Source organism: Paraburkholderia sp. NMBU_R16 (assembly GCF_013282575.1).
In the GTDB taxonomy this organism is placed as follows: Bacteria; Pseudomonadota; Gammaproteobacteria; order Burkholderiales; family Burkholderiaceae; genus Trinickia.
In genome coordinates this window covers 24,895-39,985 of record NZ_JAAAYE010000031.1, presented here as the reverse complement: position 1 = coordinate 39,985, position 15,091 = coordinate 24,895, and the positions used below count along the sequence as shown (strand labels likewise).

General features: G+C 64.4%; 14 protein-coding genes. 3 read left to right on the top strand and 11 right to left on the bottom strand.

Going from position 1 to position 15,091, the window contains the following annotated elements; genetic code table 11:
* Positions 1 to 14: 14 nt before the first annotated feature.
* Positions 15 to 1,301: a D-amino acid dehydrogenase gene (locus GWC77_RS16925; RefSeq protein WP_173258792.1), complete on the top strand. Its 1,287-nt coding sequence runs from the start codon at positions 15 to 17 to the stop codon at positions 1,299 to 1,301.
* A 66-nt stretch (positions 1,302 to 1,367) separates the two neighbouring features.
* On the opposite strand, the gene GWC77_RS16920 is transcribed toward GWC77_RS16925, so the two are convergent.
* From GWC77_RS16920 to GWC77_RS16900, 5 genes are all read right to left on the bottom strand, one after another.
* Positions 1,368 to 3,158, bottom strand: coding sequence for an acyl-CoA dehydrogenase (locus GWC77_RS16920; protein ID WP_173258790.1), 1,791 nt, complete (start codon positions 3,156 to 3,158; stop codon positions 1,368 to 1,370).
* 191 nt (positions 3,159 to 3,349) lie between these two features.
* Complete coding sequence (locus GWC77_RS16915; protein ID WP_173258788.1) at positions 3,350 to 4,297, bottom strand: electron transfer flavoprotein subunit alpha/FixB family protein; 948 nt, start codon at positions 4,295 to 4,297, stop codon at positions 3,350 to 3,352.
* Between the two features lie 15 nt (positions 4,298 to 4,312).
* On the bottom strand, positions 4,313 to 5,062 hold the full coding sequence (locus GWC77_RS16910) for an electron transfer flavoprotein subunit beta/FixA family protein (RefSeq protein WP_173258786.1): 750 nt from the start codon (positions 5,060 to 5,062) through the stop codon (positions 4,313 to 4,315).
* 216 nt (positions 5,063 to 5,278) lie between these two features.
* Positions 5,279 to 5,932: a methionine ABC transporter permease gene (locus GWC77_RS16905; RefSeq protein WP_173258784.1), complete on the bottom strand. Its 654-nt coding sequence runs from the start codon at positions 5,930 to 5,932 to the stop codon at positions 5,279 to 5,281.
* Positions 5,925 to 6,956, bottom strand: coding sequence for a methionine ABC transporter ATP-binding protein (locus tag GWC77_RS16900; protein ID WP_173258842.1), 1,032 nt, complete (start codon positions 6,954 to 6,956; stop codon positions 5,925 to 5,927). Before GWC77_RS16900 ends, GWC77_RS16905 begins: the two co-directional genes overlap by 8 nt.
* A 238-nt stretch (positions 6,957 to 7,194) precedes the next feature.
* Here GWC77_RS16900 and GWC77_RS16895 point away from each other — a divergent pair, with 238 nt between their 5' ends.
* Complete coding sequence (locus GWC77_RS16895; RefSeq protein WP_173258782.1) at positions 7,195 to 8,109, top strand: alpha/beta hydrolase; 915 nt, start codon at positions 7,195 to 7,197, stop codon at positions 8,107 to 8,109.
* A gap of 45 nt (positions 8,110 to 8,154) precedes the next feature.
* Here GWC77_RS16895 and GWC77_RS16890 read toward each other — a convergent pair whose 3' ends face one another.
* Both GWC77_RS16890 and GWC77_RS16885 read right to left on the bottom strand, forming a co-directional pair.
* Entirely contained in the window at positions 8,155 to 8,991 is an 837-nt protein-coding gene (locus GWC77_RS16890; RefSeq protein ID WP_173258781.1) for an enoyl-CoA hydratase, read from the bottom strand.
* Positions 8,992 to 9,062: 71 nt separating this feature from the next.
* Positions 9,063 to 9,986: a histone deacetylase family protein gene (locus GWC77_RS16885; protein WP_173258779.1), complete on the bottom strand. Its 924-nt coding sequence runs from the start codon at positions 9,984 to 9,986 to the stop codon at positions 9,063 to 9,065.
* A 209-nt stretch (positions 9,987 to 10,195) separates the two neighbouring features.
* Between GWC77_RS16885 and mltB the strand changes: the two genes are divergently transcribed.
* On the top strand, positions 10,196 to 11,377 hold the full coding sequence (gene mltB / locus GWC77_RS16880; protein WP_173258778.1) for a lytic murein transglycosylase B: 1,182 nt from the start codon (positions 10,196 to 10,198) through the stop codon (positions 11,375 to 11,377).
* A 48-nt stretch (positions 11,378 to 11,425) separates the two neighbouring features.
* On the opposite strand, the gene cysM is transcribed toward mltB, so the two are convergent.
* From cysM to rfaE1, 4 genes are all read right to left on the bottom strand, one after another.
* Complete coding sequence (gene cysM, locus GWC77_RS16875) at positions 11,426 to 12,328, bottom strand: cysteine synthase CysM (RefSeq protein ID WP_173258776.1); 903 nt, start codon at positions 12,326 to 12,328, stop codon at positions 11,426 to 11,428.
* 279 nt (positions 12,329 to 12,607) lie between these two features.
* The gene (locus GWC77_RS16870; RefSeq protein WP_173258774.1) at positions 12,608 to 12,979 is read right to left on the bottom strand and encodes a helix-hairpin-helix domain-containing protein; all 372 of its coding nucleotides are present in this window, start codon (positions 12,977 to 12,979) and stop codon (positions 12,608 to 12,610) included.
* Positions 12,980 to 13,057: 78 nt separating this feature from the next.
* Complete coding sequence (gene rfaD, locus GWC77_RS16865; protein ID WP_173258772.1) at positions 13,058 to 14,050, bottom strand: ADP-glyceromanno-heptose 6-epimerase; 993 nt, start codon at positions 14,048 to 14,050, stop codon at positions 13,058 to 13,060.
* Positions 14,051 to 14,094: 44 nt separating this feature from the next.
* The gene (gene rfaE1, locus GWC77_RS16860) at positions 14,095 to 15,090 is read right to left on the bottom strand and encodes a D-glycero-beta-D-manno-heptose-7-phosphate kinase (RefSeq protein WP_173258841.1); all 996 of its coding nucleotides are present in this window, start codon (positions 15,088 to 15,090) and stop codon (positions 14,095 to 14,097) included.
* Position 15,091 lies beyond the last annotated feature (1 nt).

The following is a 15,091-nucleotide window of genomic DNA, read 5'->3' as shown; positions in this document are numbered from 1 at the left end:
CTTTTGGAGTAGCTATGCGAGTCATCGTCTTGGGCAGCGGCGTGGTGGGCGTAACGAGCGCCTATTACCTGGCGCGCGCGGGCCATGAAGTCACCGTGGTCGATCGCGCCGCGGGTCCCGCACTCGAAACGAGCTTTGCGAACGCGGGGCAGATTTCCCCCGGTTACGCGGCACCCTGGGCCGCGCCGGGCGTTCCGCTGAAAGCCGTCAAGTGGATGTTCCAAAAGCATGCTCCGCTCGCCATTCGCCTGGACGGCACGTCGTTCCAGTTGAGCTGGATGTGGCAAATGCTGCGCAATTGCACGACCGAGCGCTACGCGGTCAACAAGGGCCGCATGGTGCGCCTGGCCGAGTACAGCCGCGATTGCCTGCAATCGCTGCGCGCCGATACCGGTATCCAGTACGAAGGCCGCACGGGCGGCACGCTGCAACTCTTTCGCACGCAGCAGCAGCTCGACGGTGCGCAGAAAGACATCGCGGTGCTGCGCGAGGCGCAAGTGCCTTACGAACTGCTCGCGCCCGACGAGCTGTCGCGCGCCGAGCCCGCACTCGCCGCCGTCTCGCACAAGCTGACGGGCGGGCTGCGTCTTCCGGGCGACGAAACGGGCGACTGCCAGCTGTTCACGACACGCCTCGCCGCGCTTGCCGAACAGCTCGGCGTGAAGTTCCGCTACAACACGCCCGTCGATGCGCTCGAGATGGCGGGTGGCAGGATCGCCGGTGTGCGCTGCGGCAACGAAACACTGCGCGCCGACACCTACGTCGTCGCATTCGGTGCGTATTCGACGCAGTTCGTGGCCGACATCGCGAAGATTCCGGTTTATCCGCTCAAGGGCTATTCGATCACGGCACCCATCGTCAACCCCGCCGCGGCGCCCGTATCGACAGTGCTCGACGAAACGTACAAGATCGCGATCACGCGTTTCGACGATCGTATTCGAGTGGGCGGCATGGCGGAAATCGTCGGCTTCGATCAGAAACTGCGCAACGCACGCCGCGAGACGCTCGAGATGTGCGTCAACGACCTTTTCCCCGGCGGGGGCGATACGGCGCATGCGACGTTCTGGACTGGCTTGCGTCCGATGACCCCGGACGGCACGCCGATCGTCGGCCGCACGCCTGTCGCGAATCTGTTCCTCAACACGGGCCACGGCACACTGGGCTGGACGATGTCGTGCGGCTCGGGCCAATTGCTTGCCGACCTCATCTCGGGCCGGCGCCCCGCCATCCAGGCGGACGACCTGTCGGTGCATCGCTATCTGGGCGACATCGGCACTTCGCCCCGCCCCGCTTACGCGTAACGGCTCACGCCACCCAAAGAGCCCAGGCAGCACAAACGGCGCCCCACACGGGCGCCGTTTGCATTTTCAGAACTGGTCTTCGGACAGTGCGTAGACGCCCTCGCCGCCCTTGCCGGTAACGATGGCCGTTTGGAGCGCGGCGGTCCGAGGCAGGATTTGCTCGGCGAAAAAACGGGCAGTTGCGATCTTTGCGCCATAAAACGGCGCGTCGCTGGCTTCGTCGCGCGCCGCCACCAGCATGGCGCGCGCCATGTGCCAGCCTGCCAGTACGATGCCCGCGAGCTCCAGGTACGGCACACTGCCCGCGAACACGGCTTTCGGATCGGACTTCGCATTGGCGAGCACGAAATCGACGACGGTGTCGAACGAACGCACTGCCAACGACAACTGCGAACGCATGGCCGCGAAAGCGGGCCCCTCGTGCGCCGAAAGCGCTTCGAGCGTCGCGCGAATCTGCGCGGCGAACTTCTTTGCGACGGCGCCGCCATCGCGCATCGTCTTGCGACCGACGAGGTCATTCGCCTGGATCGCCGTGGTGCCTTCGTAGATGGTCAGAATGCGCGCGTCGCGATAGTACTGAGCCGCCCCCGTTTCCTCGATGAAACCCATGCCGCCATGCACTTGCACGCCGAGACTCGCGACCTCGATCGAAAGCTCGGTACTCCATCCCTTCACGATGGGCACGAGATACTCGTAGAGCGCCTGGTGTTCGGCGCGCACCGCGGCATCGGCATGACGATGCGCAATATCGCAGTGCGCCGCCGCAACATACGCGAGGGCGCGCGCGCCTTCCGTCAACGCGCGCATGGTGGCCAACATTCTGCGCACGTCGGGATGATGAATGATCGTGACGGCGTCTTTCGCGCTACCGTCGACCGGGCGGCTCTGCACGCGCTCCTTTGCGTAAGCCACCGCCTTTTGGTACGCGCGGTCCGCGATGGCCACGCCTTGTATGCCGACGGCGAAACGCGCCGCATTCATCATGATGAACATGTATTCGAGACCGCGATTCTCTTCGCCGACGAGATAGCCGGTCGCCCCGCCATGGTCGCCGAACTGGAGCACGGTGGTCGGGCTCGCCTTGATGCCCAGCTTGTGCTCGATCGATACGCAGTGCACGTCGTTGCGCGCGCCGAGCTTGCCGCCCTCGTCTATCAGAAACTTGGGCACGATGAACAGCGAAATGCCTTTGACGCCCTCCGGCGCATCGGGCGTACGCGCGAGCACGAGGTGGACGATGTTCTCGGCCATGTCGTGCTCGCCCCAGGTAATGAAAATCTTCGTGCCGAAGATTCGATAGGTACCGTCGCCTTGCGGCTCGGCGCGCGTACGTACCAGTGCGAGATCGGAGCCGGCCTGCGGCTCCGTGAGGTTCATCGTCCCCGTCCACTCGCCTGAAAGCAGCTTGGGCACATAGCGCTGCTTCTGCTCCGCGCTACCGGCCGTGAGCAGCGCTTCGATCGCGCCGTCGGTCAGCAGCGGACAGAGCGCGAACGAAAGATTCGCGGCATTGAGCATTTCGACGCAAGGCGTCGCGATGAGCTTGGGCAAGCCTTGCCCCTCGTAGTCGACGGGATGCTGCACGCCTTGCCAACCACCTTCGACGAACTGACGGAACGCTTCCTTGAAACCAGGCGTCGCGGTGACGGCACCGTCCTTCCAGATGCTCGGCTGGCGGTCGCCCTCGACATTCAGCGGAGCAAGCACTTGCTCGCATAGTTTCGCCGACTCGCCGAGCACGGCTTGCGCCGTTTCGATCGTCGCATCATCGCTGCGCGGCAACGCGGCAACCGTCTGGAGACCGGCCAGTTCGTTCATCGCGAACAGCATGTCCTTGATGGGCGCGGTATAGCTCATTGTGTCCTCCTCCTGAGTCGTTGCTCTGCATTGGGCCTCGGTAAGTGCTGAAGCGCTAACTGGGGCCTTGCTCTGCATTGGGCCCCAGTAAGCGCTGAAGCGCTAACTGGGGCCGTAAAAAAAAAGGGGCGCGCCGCGCCCCTTCCCGTGTTGCCGTCAGGCGCCTCGTCGAACGGCGCTTCGTCGTTCGTTCAGCCGAGCTCCCCGACCAGCTCCGGCACGAGCGCGAACAGATCGCCGACGAGCCCATAATCGGCCACGCTGAAAATCGGCGCTTCCGGATCCTTGTTGATCGCGACGATCACCTTCGAATCCTTCATGCCCGCCAAGTGCTGAATCGCGCCCGAGATACCGACTGCAACGTACAGCTGCGGCGCGACGATCTTGCCCGTCTGCCCCACCTGGTAATCGTTGGGTACGTAGCCCGCATCCACCGCAGCGCGCGACGCGCCCAGCGCCGCTCCGAGCTTGTCGGCCAGCGGCACGAGCACGCTCTGATAATTCTCGCCGCTGCCCAGACCCCGACCGCCCGACACCACGATCTGCGCGCTCGTCAGCTCGGGACGGTCCAGCTTCGTCACTTCGCGGTTCACGAACTGCGAGATCCCTCGGTCGGCCACCGCTTCGATTTTCTCGATTGCGGCGCTGCCGCCAACGGCTGCCACGGCATCGAAGCCCGTCGCACGCACCGTCAGCACCTTGATCGGATCGCCCGATTGCACCGTCGCAATCGCATTGCCCGCATAGATCGGCCGCTCGAACGTATCGGGCGACACCACCGCGGTGATCTCGCTGATCTGCGCCACGTCCAGCTTCGCGGCCACGCGCGGCGCGATGTTCTTGCCGTAGGCCGTGGCCGGCGCCACGATATGCGAGTAGTCCTTCGCGATCTCGAGCACCGTCGCTTCGACGTTCTCCGCCAAACCTGCAGCCAGTTGCGGTGCGTCGGCGAGCAGCACCTTCGAGACACCCTCGATCTTCGCCGCCGCATCGGCCGCGCCCTGCGCGTTGTGACCGGCAATCAGCACGTGAATATCGCCGCCGACGAGTTTGGCAACCTCGCGCGCGGCAGCAACGGTGTTCAGCGTCGCGCCCTTGACGGTCGCGTTGTCATGTTCGGCAATCACCAGAATCGTCATTTCTTCGCGCTCCCCTTACAGCACCTTGGCTTCAGTCTTCAACTTCTCGACCAGCGTCTTCACATCCGGCACCTTCACACCGGCGCTGCGCTTGGGCGGCTCGGCCACCTTCAGCGTCTTCAAGCGCGGCGTGACGTCCACGCCAAGGTCTTCGGGCTTCAGCGTTTCCAGCGGCTTTTTCTTCGCCTTCATGATGTTGGGCAGCGTCACATAGCGCGGCTCGTTCAGGCGCAGATCCGTCGTCACCACCGCCGGCAACGTCAGCGTCAGCGTCTCCGCCCCGCCGTCCACTTCGCGCGCCACCGTCGCACGGCCGTCGGCGATCGTCAGCTTCGAAGCAAACGTCGCCTGCGGCAGGTTCGCCAGCGCCGCCAACATCTGGCCCGTCTGGTTCGAATCGTCGTCGATCGCCTGCTTGCCCAGAATCACGAGCTGCGGCTGCTCCTTGTCCACCAACGCCTTGAGCAGCTTCGCCACCGCCAACGGCTGCAAATCCTCGTTCGATTCGATCAGGATCGCGCGATCGGCACCGATCGCCAGCGCCGTGCGCAGCGTCTCTTGCGCCTGCGCCACCCCGCACGACACCGCCACGATTTCGGTCGCCACGCCCGCTTCCTTCAGCCGCACCGCCTCTTCCACCGCGATTTCGTCGAACGGGTTCATCGACATCTTCACGTTCGCAATATCGACGCCCGTGCCATCCGACTTCACGCGAACCTTCACGTTGAAATCGACCACGCGCTTGACCGGCACCAGAATTTTCATGCACACGCTCCAAAGTTACGAATACGTCAACCCAGCGGCCATTATAACGACAGCCAAACGGCAGCCCCGAGGAGCCACCGCGCCGGGCGCCGGATGTCGAGCGGGCTTCCGCTCGACGGCGCGCCTAAATAACGAACGATCGTTTTATTTTAATGAGGCCGGGCCGACTCGCCAAGCCCGGATTCTCGATCAACGCCTCTAACCGCACCGATGTTCTCAGCGATGGCTCAAACGCCGCACGAGCCAGTCGCCGAATGACTGCACGAGCTGAACGAACACGACGAGAACCGCCACGACGGCCAGCATGACCTCGGGCAGGAATCGCTGGTAGCCATAGCGAATGCCCAGATCGCCGAGGCCTCCGCCGCCGATCGCGCCAGCCATCGCCGAGTAACCGACTAGCGAAACGAAGGTGATTGTCAGCCCGGCCACGATGCCGGGCAGGGCCTCGGGCAGCAGCACCTTGAACACGATCTGGTGCGTCGTCGCGCCGAGGGCCTCGGCCGTCTCGATCAGGCCGCGGTCGACCTCGCGCAGCGCGGTTTCGACGAGGCGCGCGATGAAGGGCGCCGCCGCAATGGTGAGCGGGACCACCGCGGCCGCCGTGCCGATCGAGGTACCGACGACTAACCGCGTCAACGGAATGACCGCCACGAGCAGGATGATGAACGGTGTCGAGCGCACCGCATTGACCGTGAGCCCCATCGCGCGATTGGCCGCGGCGTTTTCGAGCACGCTGCCCGACTCCGTCAGAAAGAGCAGTACGCCCAGCGGCAGCCCGACCAGCGCGCCGAGCACGCCCGAGATGCCGACCATCACCAGCGTCTCCCAAAACGACGCAAGAAACATCGGTAGCATTTCATCAAACATGCGCGAGCGCCTCCACCACGACTCCTTGCGCGCGCAGATAAGCGAGCGCATCGCCGAGCTGGTCCGGTTCGCCGTCGGCCAGCACAGCCAGCGAGCCGAACGCCCGCCCCTGAATCTCGTCGATCTGACCGTGCAGAATGTTGACGTCGAGCGCATAGCGTCGAATAGCCTCGGACAGGACAGGCTTGTCGACGCTGCCTCCCGCAAATGCGAGCCGCAGCAGTTGGCCGGCGCCCGTTTCCAAGTGCTTGGCCACACGCGCTTTCACGGCGGCCGGCAACTCATGCGCGATGACGTCGCCGAGCAGCGCGCGTGTGACGTCGTGCCGCGGCTGCAGGAAGACATCGACGACCGCCCCCGCTTCGACGATGCGCCCCGCATCGAGCACCGCGACGCGATCGCACACCTCTTTGATGACTTCCATCTGATGGGTGATCAACACGACCGTCAACCGGAGTTCGCGGTTGATGCGTTTGAGCAACTGAAGGATCGAGCGCGTGGTCTCGGGATCGAGCGCCGACGTGGCCTCGTCGGAAAGCAGCACCTTTGGCTTGCTCGCGAGGGCGCGCGCAATGCCGACCCGTTGCTTTTGCCCGCCGCTGATCTGTGCCGGATAGCGTTGCCGTTGCGCGGCGAGACCGACCAGTTCGAGCAGCGGAGAGACGACGGCGTCGATGGCGTGACGCTTCATGCCCGCGAGTTCGAGCGGCAGCGCGACGTTTTCATATACCGTCCGCGAACTGAGCAGATTGAAATGCTGGAAGATCATGCCAATCTCGCGGCGCGCCTCGCGCAACTGCGCGGGGGGCAGGCCCGTCAACGCGCGGCCCGCCACGAGGACTTCCCCTTCGCTTGGCCGTGCGAGCAGATTGATGGTGCGCACGAGAGTACTCTTGCCAGCGCCGCTTCGGCCGATGATGCCGAAAATCTCGCCCGGCGGAATCGTCAAGTCGATCCCTTTGAGCGCCTCCACCGAGCCGCCCGGGCCGGCAAAGCGCTGTGAAACGTTGCGTAGTTCGATCATGAAAAGAAGACGACGGAGCGCGTCGCGCGGCGTTTTGCCGAGGCGACCAGCGCCCAGCCATGGTTGGCGGGACATCCCGACCCGCTATTTTATCGCGCCGCACAAATAAGCTTTCATAATTAATTCTCAAGATCTAATAACCGAAAGGAATTAGAGCCTTCTGTCCCGTTTCGGGGGCCCGGTCTTGGCGCGCGAGGATTAACATGGCGCTCGCATTCCGTCAGCGGGCAAACCCATCATGGCCACTTTCGACGCACCGTCCGATCTCTCGCCCGACTCGGCCGGCTCATATGCGGGCGCTACGCGTTCGACTGTCCGTACCGCCGACGGGGTCGAGCTTGCGCTGTACCGTTGGTGCGCCGGGCAGGCTGCTTTCCCGCCCAAGGCAACGGTGGCACTCGCGCACGGGCTGGCTGAGCACGCAGGGCGCTACACGCCGCTTGCCGCGCGACTTGGCGAAGCAGGGATCGAGCTCGTTGCCGTCGATTTGCGCGGACATGGCCGTTCGCCGGGTCCGCGCGTATGGGCCGGATCCATCGACGAGTATTTGCGCGACTTCGAAGCGTTGCTCGGGGCGGCGACCCGCTCGCGCACGCCGTTCTTTCTGATGGGACACAGTATGGGCGGGACGATTGCGGCGCTTTACGCAGCCGAGCGACTCGCGCATGGCGCGGCACACGGGCAACGGCCGGCCGGACTGATTCTGTCGAGCCCCGCACTTGCTCCCGGCCGCGATGTGCCGCGCTGGATGATCGCGGCAAGCCAACTCGTGAGCCGGGTCTGGCCGCGTTACCCGGCGATGAAAATCGACCCCGCGTTACTCGCGCGCGATTCGGCCGTCGTCGAGGCGAATCGCAACGATCCCCTCGTGCACCACGGGCCGATACCCGCGCGTACCGGTGCCGAAATCCTCGTTGCCATGAAGCGTATCGAACGCGTCCGTGCAGCGCTCGACCTTCCTGTACTCGTCTTTCATGGCAGCGACGACAAGCTGACCGAACCGGAAGGAAGCCGGGAGTTCGCGCGCGAGGTGGGCTCGGCCGATTGCACGTTGACCATCTACGAAGGCAGCTATCACGAGACCATGAACGATCTCGATCGCGCGCGCGTGATCGATGCATTGATCGAGTGGATCGCGGCGCACTCCGGGTAATCGCCCGGCGCATCGTGCCGAAGCCCGATCGCGATACCCGTTCGCTTACGCGCTCCAGTTCGGTTTGCGTTTTTCCACGAACGCCTGCATCCCCTCGAGCGTCGCGTCTTCCATCGCGTTACAGGCCATCGTCTGCCCCGCAAGCTGATAGGCGGCTTCGATGCCGGTTTCGAGCTGCCGGTAAAAAAGCGCTTTGCCCGCGCTCACCGCGGCTGCGGGCTTCGCGCAAATCCCGGACGCGAGCGAAATCACTTCGGCGTCGAGCGCATCGAGCGGCACCATCCGGTTGATGAGCCCCTCGTCGCGCGCCTTGGCCGCATCGATGAATTCGCCCGTCATCAGCATCTCGAATGCAGCCTTGCGCGAGAGGTTGCGCGACAACGGTACGGACGGTGTCGCGCAAAAGAGCCCCAGGTTGATGCCGGAAACGGCAAAGCGCGCCGTGTCGGCCGCCACCGCGAGATCGCACATTGCAACGAGCTGACAGCCCGCGGCCGTCGCCATCCCTTGAACGCGTGCGATGACGGGTTGCGGCATGCGCTGAATCGTCAGCATCAGCGCCGAGCAACGGGTGAACAGCGCCTGATAGTGGGCCAGCGACGGCGCTGCGCGCATTTCCTTCAGATCGTGGCCCGCGCAGAACGCGCGGCCCGCGGCTGCAAGGACGACGACTCGCGCATTGGTTTTCGCGATCGCAACCAAGGCGGCATGCAGCTCGGCAATCAGTTGCTCCGACAGCGCGTTGAACGCATCGGGACGATTCAGCGTCAAGCGGACGACGCCCGGCAGTCCATACGCCCCATGCTCGATGAGCAGCACGCCCGTCGGTTCCGTGCCGGCCGAACCCTCGGCCGGATGTGTCGACGATGAATCGGAGTTCATGACCGTCACCTCCATGGTTTCATCATGCGGACAGCGGGCGATGCGCGGGCGCCCGTGCGCCGTTCGATGCGTCAAATACCGGCCAGCGCGCGCACGTGGGCGGCCACGCTGCGACCGAGCGCCGACAGGTTGTAGCCGCCTTCGAGGCAGCTCACGATGCGCCCGCGTGCATAGCGCGCCGCAATGCTGCGGATCCGATCGGTTATCCAGACGTAGTCGTCCTCGACGAGCCCCATGTTGCCGAGATCGTCCTCGCGATGTGCGTCGAAACCGGCGGAGATGAAGATCATCTCGGGCTCGAAAGCCGTCAGGCGCGGCACCCAGGCGAGCTCGATGGCTTCTCTCACCGCCTCGCCCTTCGTGCGGGCAGGCATCGGCAGATTGACCATGTTCGCAGCAACGGTGTCGGCACCGCTGAACGGATAGAACGGATGCTGAAAAAAACTGCACATGAGCACGCGCTCGTCGCCCGCGAATGCCGCTTCGGTGCCATTGCCGTGATGCACGTCGAAGTCGACGATGGCCACACGCTCGAGCCCATGCGCCTCGAGTGCGTGGCGCGCCGCGATCGCGACATTGTTGAAAAAGCAAAAACCCATCGCACGCCCCGGCTCGGCGTGATGGCCCGGTGGCCTAACCCCGCAAAACGCGTTCTCGTAGCGGCCTTCGATGACGGCGTCGGTCGCCGCCACCGCGGCTCCCGTGGCGTGCAGCGCCGCCTCCCACGTATGGGCGTTCATCGCGGTATCGGGATCGATCCAGGCGTAGCCTTCGGCCGGCGACCGGCTCTCGATGTACTCGATATGCGAGCGCGTATGCACGCGCGCAATCTGCTCGAAATTCGCGCGCGGCGCCGTCTCGCGCTGAACGTGGGGAGCGATACGGCTTGCGATCAGTTGGTCTTCGATAGCCTGCAGGCGCTCGGGACATTCGGGATGCCCGGGCCCCATCTCATGAAGCAGACATTCAGGATGTGAATAGAAAGCGGTTGTCATGATGTATCCGCCTGCCGCGCAAGCATGTCTCCAAGCAGCTACGTTACCACAGGCCGATGTGCGCCAACGCCGAGACCCGGAGCGCTGCGCGCGCACACGACGCGGGCACGCTACGGGCCCGCTACGGTTTCGCGCGGGCCGCCCGTTCGCTATACTGCGCCGAGCCCCGAAACGTTCACGCACCGCCCGCCGTTCCCATCCCATCCAATATGACCGTCATCCTCGCCTCGCGCACAGCCCAGCGTTTTGTCGCCCTCGCCGCCACCTTCGCTTTCGCTGTCGCCAATGGCAACGCGGCGCTCGCGCAGACCCGCCCTGCCCACCGTTCGATCGGGGTCGCGCAAGCCGAGCCGCAACCCGCCTCACAGAGCCAGACATTCGAAGAAGAGATCGTTCCGCAGCGGTATGCGCATAACGCGGATGTAGACGCATTCATCGACGACATGGTCGCGCGCTACGACTTCGACGCCGCGGCGCTGCACGCGCTTTTTGCTAGCGCGGCCTACTCGGCCACCGTCGTGAAGCTCGTCACGCCGTCCCCCACGCCCGCGCTCAAGAACTGGCATGCGTACGAATCGCGCTTTCTCGATCCGGTTCGCATCAACGCAGGCGTCAAGTTCTGGCACGACAATCAGGCAACGCTGCAGCGCGCCTATGAGCAGTACGGCGTGCCGCCCGAGATCGTCGTCGGCATCATTGGGGTGGAGACGATCTATGGGAAGTACATGGGCAACTTCCGCGTCATCGACGCGCTGACCACGCTCGCGTTCGACTACCCGAACACGCCGAACCGCGCCGAACGCGAAATGACGTTTCGCAAGAACCTCGAAGACTATCTGGTCTGGACGCGCAACGCGCAGCTCGATCCGAGCAGTGTGCGAGGCTCGTACACAGGCGCCATCGGCATTCCGCAGTTCCTGCCGAGCAGCATCGCCAAATATGCCGTCGACTACGAAGGCAACAATCGCATCGATTTGCGCTCGAGCACGGCCGATGCGATCGGCAGCGTCGCCAACTATCTGAGCGAAAACGGCTGGAATACCGGGCGCCCCGTCGTATGGAAGATCGCGAACGATGCCGGCAGCATAGGGATCGCCCAGGCAGCCGCCGATGGCAAGCCCGAGCCGCACTGGCCGCTCTCGCAGATGCTGCGCGCCGGCATGTCGCTCGACGAACCGGGCCTCGATACGAACGTCGAGGCAGCCACGCCGGTGCTGGTCATCGATCTGCCCACCCCGGGCCAACCCACCGAATACATGCTCGGCCTGCAAAACTTCTATGTGCTCACGCGCTACAACCGCAGCTTCTTTTATGCGCTGGCCGTTTATGAACTCGGGCAGCGCGTGAAAGCGCGCATGCAGGCCGACGCCGCGGCCGCGGCCTCCAGTTGAGTTGCCGGCTGGCGGCGAGCGGAACCGAAGCCCAGTGCTAAGTCGGCGTCAGGCGGGAAAAACACCGGTGGACAGATAACGGTCGCCGCGGTCGCAAACGATGAACACGATCGTTGCATTCTCGACTTGTCGCGCAACGCGCAATGCCACCTCGCAGGCACCGCCGGACGAAATGCCGCAGAAGATACCTTCGACGGCAGCCAGTCGGCGCGCCATGGCTTCGGCGGCCGCCTGCGAGACGTTCTCCGTGCGATCGACGCGGCTGCGATCGAAAATCTTCGGCAAATAAGCCTCCGGCCATTTGCGGATGCCCGGAATGCGCGAGCCTTCCTCGGGCTGCGCACCGATGACCTCGATGGCGTCGTTTTGCTCCTTCAAGTAGCGCGAGACGCCCATGATCGTACCGGTCGTTCCCATGGACGAAACGAAGTGCGTGATGCGCCCTTCCGTCTCGCGCCACAGCTCGGGGCCCGTGCTCTCATAATGCGCGAGCGGGTTGTCGGGGTTCCCGAACTGGTCGAGGATGACGCCCTTGCCCTCGCGCTGCATCTGCTCCGCCAGATCCCGCGCGTACTCCATTCCGCCCTTGACCGGCGTAAGCACGATCTCGGCACCGTACGCCGCCATGCTCTGGCGCCGCTCGGCAGACAGATCCTCGGGCATCACGAGCACCATCCGATAGCCGCGGATCGCGGCGGCCATGGCGAGGGCGATGCCGGTATTGCCGCTCGTCGCCTCGATGAGCGTGTCCCCGGGTCTGATGCGCCCACGCGCCTCGGCGTGCTTGATCATCGATAACGCCGGACGATCCTTGACCGAGCCCGCGGGATTGTTGCCTTCGAGCTTGGCGAGCACGACATTGTTGCGGCTGCGGATTTCGTCGTCCGGCACGCGCACGAGTTGGACGAGCGGCGTGTTGCCGACCGTATCTTCAATAGTCTTGTAGGGCATGAGTTAGACGCGCAAAGCGCAATGACGTAATGAGCAATCGAGAATTCGAGGTATTGGGATGGATTGTAAAGCAGCGCGCCACGGCGTGCCCGGGCGGCTCGACCGGCTCGGGCGTCAGTAAGGTCGGCGGCGCGACGCCACGCGCCCCAGCCGAGCACGCAAAAAACCCGCGGCAAGCCGCGGGAAGCCGTCGAACCGCATGACGGTGAAGGAGAGCTGCGAGAAGACGCATCGGCAAGCGCTCGCATGCGGTGCGCAAGCCGAAACGTCAGCGATCGGTCATCGATGCGTTATGGCCACCGCGGCGCGACGCGCCGACGCACTCGTTGCGCGGCTCGGAACACCGCCGGATAGCGGGATGGAGGGCGGGGGCGATGACGGGACGGATAGCGGCCGCCCCACTGCAAGCCCTTCGGCTTGCAGCCGTTCGAGCGTGCGGCCGCCGAATCCCTTGACGCGAGCGGCCAGATCCGACGCGTCTTCGAACGGCCCATTACGTGCGCGTTCGTCCAGAATGGCCCGCGCCTTCGCGGGACCAATGCCTTTGACGCTGCGCAGGGCTGCTTCGTCAGCGGCGTTGACGTCGACGGCCGCGCTGAGCTGGCCGCATGCAGCGGCCAGAAGGCATGCGGCAAGGAATCGTTGATACATGGGACCTCCGTTGATCGAGCGGCCGGCATGAGAGCAAGCCGACCCAGAGACCCCAGTGTAGGGAGATGCGCCGTCGTCTTACAGCTGGCCGGACAGCCAACGTACGTACCTGTCCACGCCTTCTTGCACCGTCAGAAAAGGCGCGTCGTAGCCCGCCGCGCGCAAGCGCGTCAGGTCCGCTTGCGTGAAGCACTGATATTTGCCGCGCAGAGCATCGGGAAACGGTACATATTCGACGAGCCCGCTCTGGACCATTTCGGCGAGCGAAAGCGGCGCCTGACCATCGAGGGCGCGCAGCGTGTTGACGACGCTCGACGCGATGTCGTTGAACGGCTGCGCGCGGCCCGTGCCGAGATTGAAGATGCCCGATTTGTCGGGATGGTCGAAGAAAAAGAGGTTGACCTTCGCGACGTCCTCCACCGAAACGAAATCGCGTGTCTGCTCCCCGGCGGCGTAGCCGTTGTACTCGCCGAACAGCTTCACCTTGCCCTCGGCGCGAAACTGATTGAAGTTGTGAAACGCCACCGACGCCATACGTCCTTTATGAGACTCACGTGGACCGTAGACATTGAAGTAGCGAAAGCCCGCAATCTGGCTTGTTGCGCTCGGCAGCACGCGGCGGATCAACTGATCGAACAGAAATTTCGAGTAGCCGTAGACGTTGAGCGGGGCTTCGACAGCACGGTCTTCCACAAAGCGTGTCGAGCCGCCGTAGATGGCCGCCGACGACGCGTACAGAAACTGCGCCCCCTGCGCGAGACAAGCGTCGAGCACCGCCCGGCTGTATCGAAAATTGTTGTCCATCATGTAGCGGCCGTCGGTTTCCATCGTATCGGAGCAGGCTCCTTCGTGGAAAACGGCACGCACCTTGCCGAAATCGCCGCGCGTGAAGCGTTCGACGAATTCCGTCTTGTCGAGATAGTCGTCGATCTCGCAATCGACGAGATTCTTGAACTTGTCGGCGCGCTTCAGATTGTCGACTGCAACGATGCGCGTCTCGCCGCGCGCGTTGAGCGCCTTGACGAGGTTACTGCCGATGAAGCCGGCGGCGCCGGTGACGATGAGAGTCATGATCGGTTTCGCAATGAAAGGGATGTGTCGGAAGGCGGCCCGCCTCAGTGCGCGGGCGCAAAAAGTTCGTCATAGTCCACGGTCGCCGTACCGAGCTTGCCGACGACGATACCCGCCGCGCGGTTGGCCAGTGCGACCGCATCGACGAGCGGCACACGTGCGCCGAGCATTGCGGCAAGCGTTGCGATAACGGTGTCGCCCGCACCCGACACATCGTAGACCTCGCGTGCGACAGCCGGTGCATTGAGCTCGCCATGCGCCGTGAAGAGCGTCATCCCCTCTTCCGAACGCGTCAGCAACAGCGCCTCCAGCTCGAGCGATGTGCGCAGTTCCGTGACGCGCGCGACGAGGTCCTCCTCCGATTTCCATCGACCGACCACCTCGCGCAGCTCGGCCCGGTTCGGCGTGATGACCGTCGCACCGCGGTAGCGCTCCCAGTCGTCCCCCTTCGGATCGACGAGCACGGCCTTGCCGGCCGCTCGCGCCTTGGCGATCATTTGCGTCACATGCGTGAGCCCGCCCTTCGCATAGTCCGAAAGCAGCACGATATCGTGCGACGCGAGCAACGTATCGAAACGCGCGAGCCCGGCGAGCAGCGCCTCGTGCGCCGGCATCTTCTCGAAGTCCATGCGCAGCAATTGCTGCTGGCGCGACAGTACACGCAGCTTGATCGTCGTCGGGAGTTCCGGGTCGCGTTCGAGGTGCGGTACGACGCCGCTGTCCTTCAACAACTCGACGATGCGCTCGCCGGGCTCGTCGTGACCGACCACGCAAAGCAGGCCAGTGCACGCACCGAGCGCCGCGGCGTTGCGCGCAACGTTGGCGGCGCCGCCAAGCCGGTCCTCCTGGCGCTGGACATGCACGACCGGCACAGGCGCCTCGGGCGAGATGCGGTTGACGTCGCCGAACCAATAGCGATCGAGCATGACATCGCCGACCACGAGGACGCGTGCGCTCGCGAGCCGCTCGCGCGCAATGACAGGCAAGGGCGGCAACGCTTGCGTGGGCGCGGCGACGGGACGAGCCCCGCTCTCGCTCATC

Bases quoted from the DNA above. Each gene is read 5' to 3' on its own strand.
- GWC77_RS16910 (WP_173258786.1), bottom strand. From the start codon at position 5,062: ATGAAAATTCTGGTGCCGGTCAAGCGCGTGGTCGATTTCAACGTGAAG.
- GWC77_RS16870 (WP_173258774.1), bottom strand. From the start codon at position 12,979: ATGTATCAACGATTCCTTGCCGCATGCCTTCTGGCCGCTGCATGCGGC.
- GWC77_RS16895 (WP_173258782.1), top strand. From the start codon at position 7,195: ATGGCCACTTTCGACGCACCGTCCGATCTCTCGCCCGACTCGGCCGGC.
- mltB (WP_173258778.1), top strand. From the start codon at position 10,196: ATGACCGTCATCCTCGCCTCGCGCACAGCCCAGCGTTTTGTCGCCCTC.
- rfaD (WP_173258772.1), bottom strand. From the start codon at position 14,050: ATGACTCTCATCGTCACCGGCGCCGCCGGCTTCATCGGCAGTAACCTC.
- GWC77_RS16915 (WP_173258788.1), bottom strand. From the start codon at position 4,297: ATGACGATTCTGGTGATTGCCGAACATGACAACGCGACCGTCAAGGGC.
- GWC77_RS16885 (WP_173258779.1), bottom strand. From the start codon at position 9,986: ATGACAACCGCTTTCTATTCACATCCTGAATGTCTGCTTCATGAGATG.
- GWC77_RS16920 (WP_173258790.1), bottom strand. From the start codon at position 3,158: ATGAGCTATACCGCGCCCATCAAGGACATGCTGTTCGCGATGAACGAA.
- rfaE1 (WP_173258841.1), bottom strand. From the start codon at position 15,090: ATGAGCGAGAGCGGGGCTCGTCCCGTCGCCGCGCCCACGCAAGCGTTG.
- cysM (WP_173258776.1), bottom strand. From the start codon at position 12,328: ATGCCCTACAAGACTATTGAAGATACGGTCGGCAACACGCCGCTCGTC.
- GWC77_RS16905 (WP_173258784.1), bottom strand. From the start codon at position 5,932: ATGTTTGATGAAATGCTACCGATGTTTCTTGCGTCGTTTTGGGAGACG.
- GWC77_RS16925 (WP_173258792.1), top strand. From the start codon at position 15: ATGCGAGTCATCGTCTTGGGCAGCGGCGTGGTGGGCGTAACGAGCGCC.
- GWC77_RS16890 (WP_173258781.1), bottom strand. From the start codon at position 8,991: ATGAACTCCGATTCATCGTCGACACATCCGGCCGAGGGTTCGGCCGGC.
- GWC77_RS16900 (WP_173258842.1), bottom strand. From the start codon at position 6,956: ATGATCGAACTACGCAACGTTTCACAGCGCTTTGCCGGCCCGGGCGGC.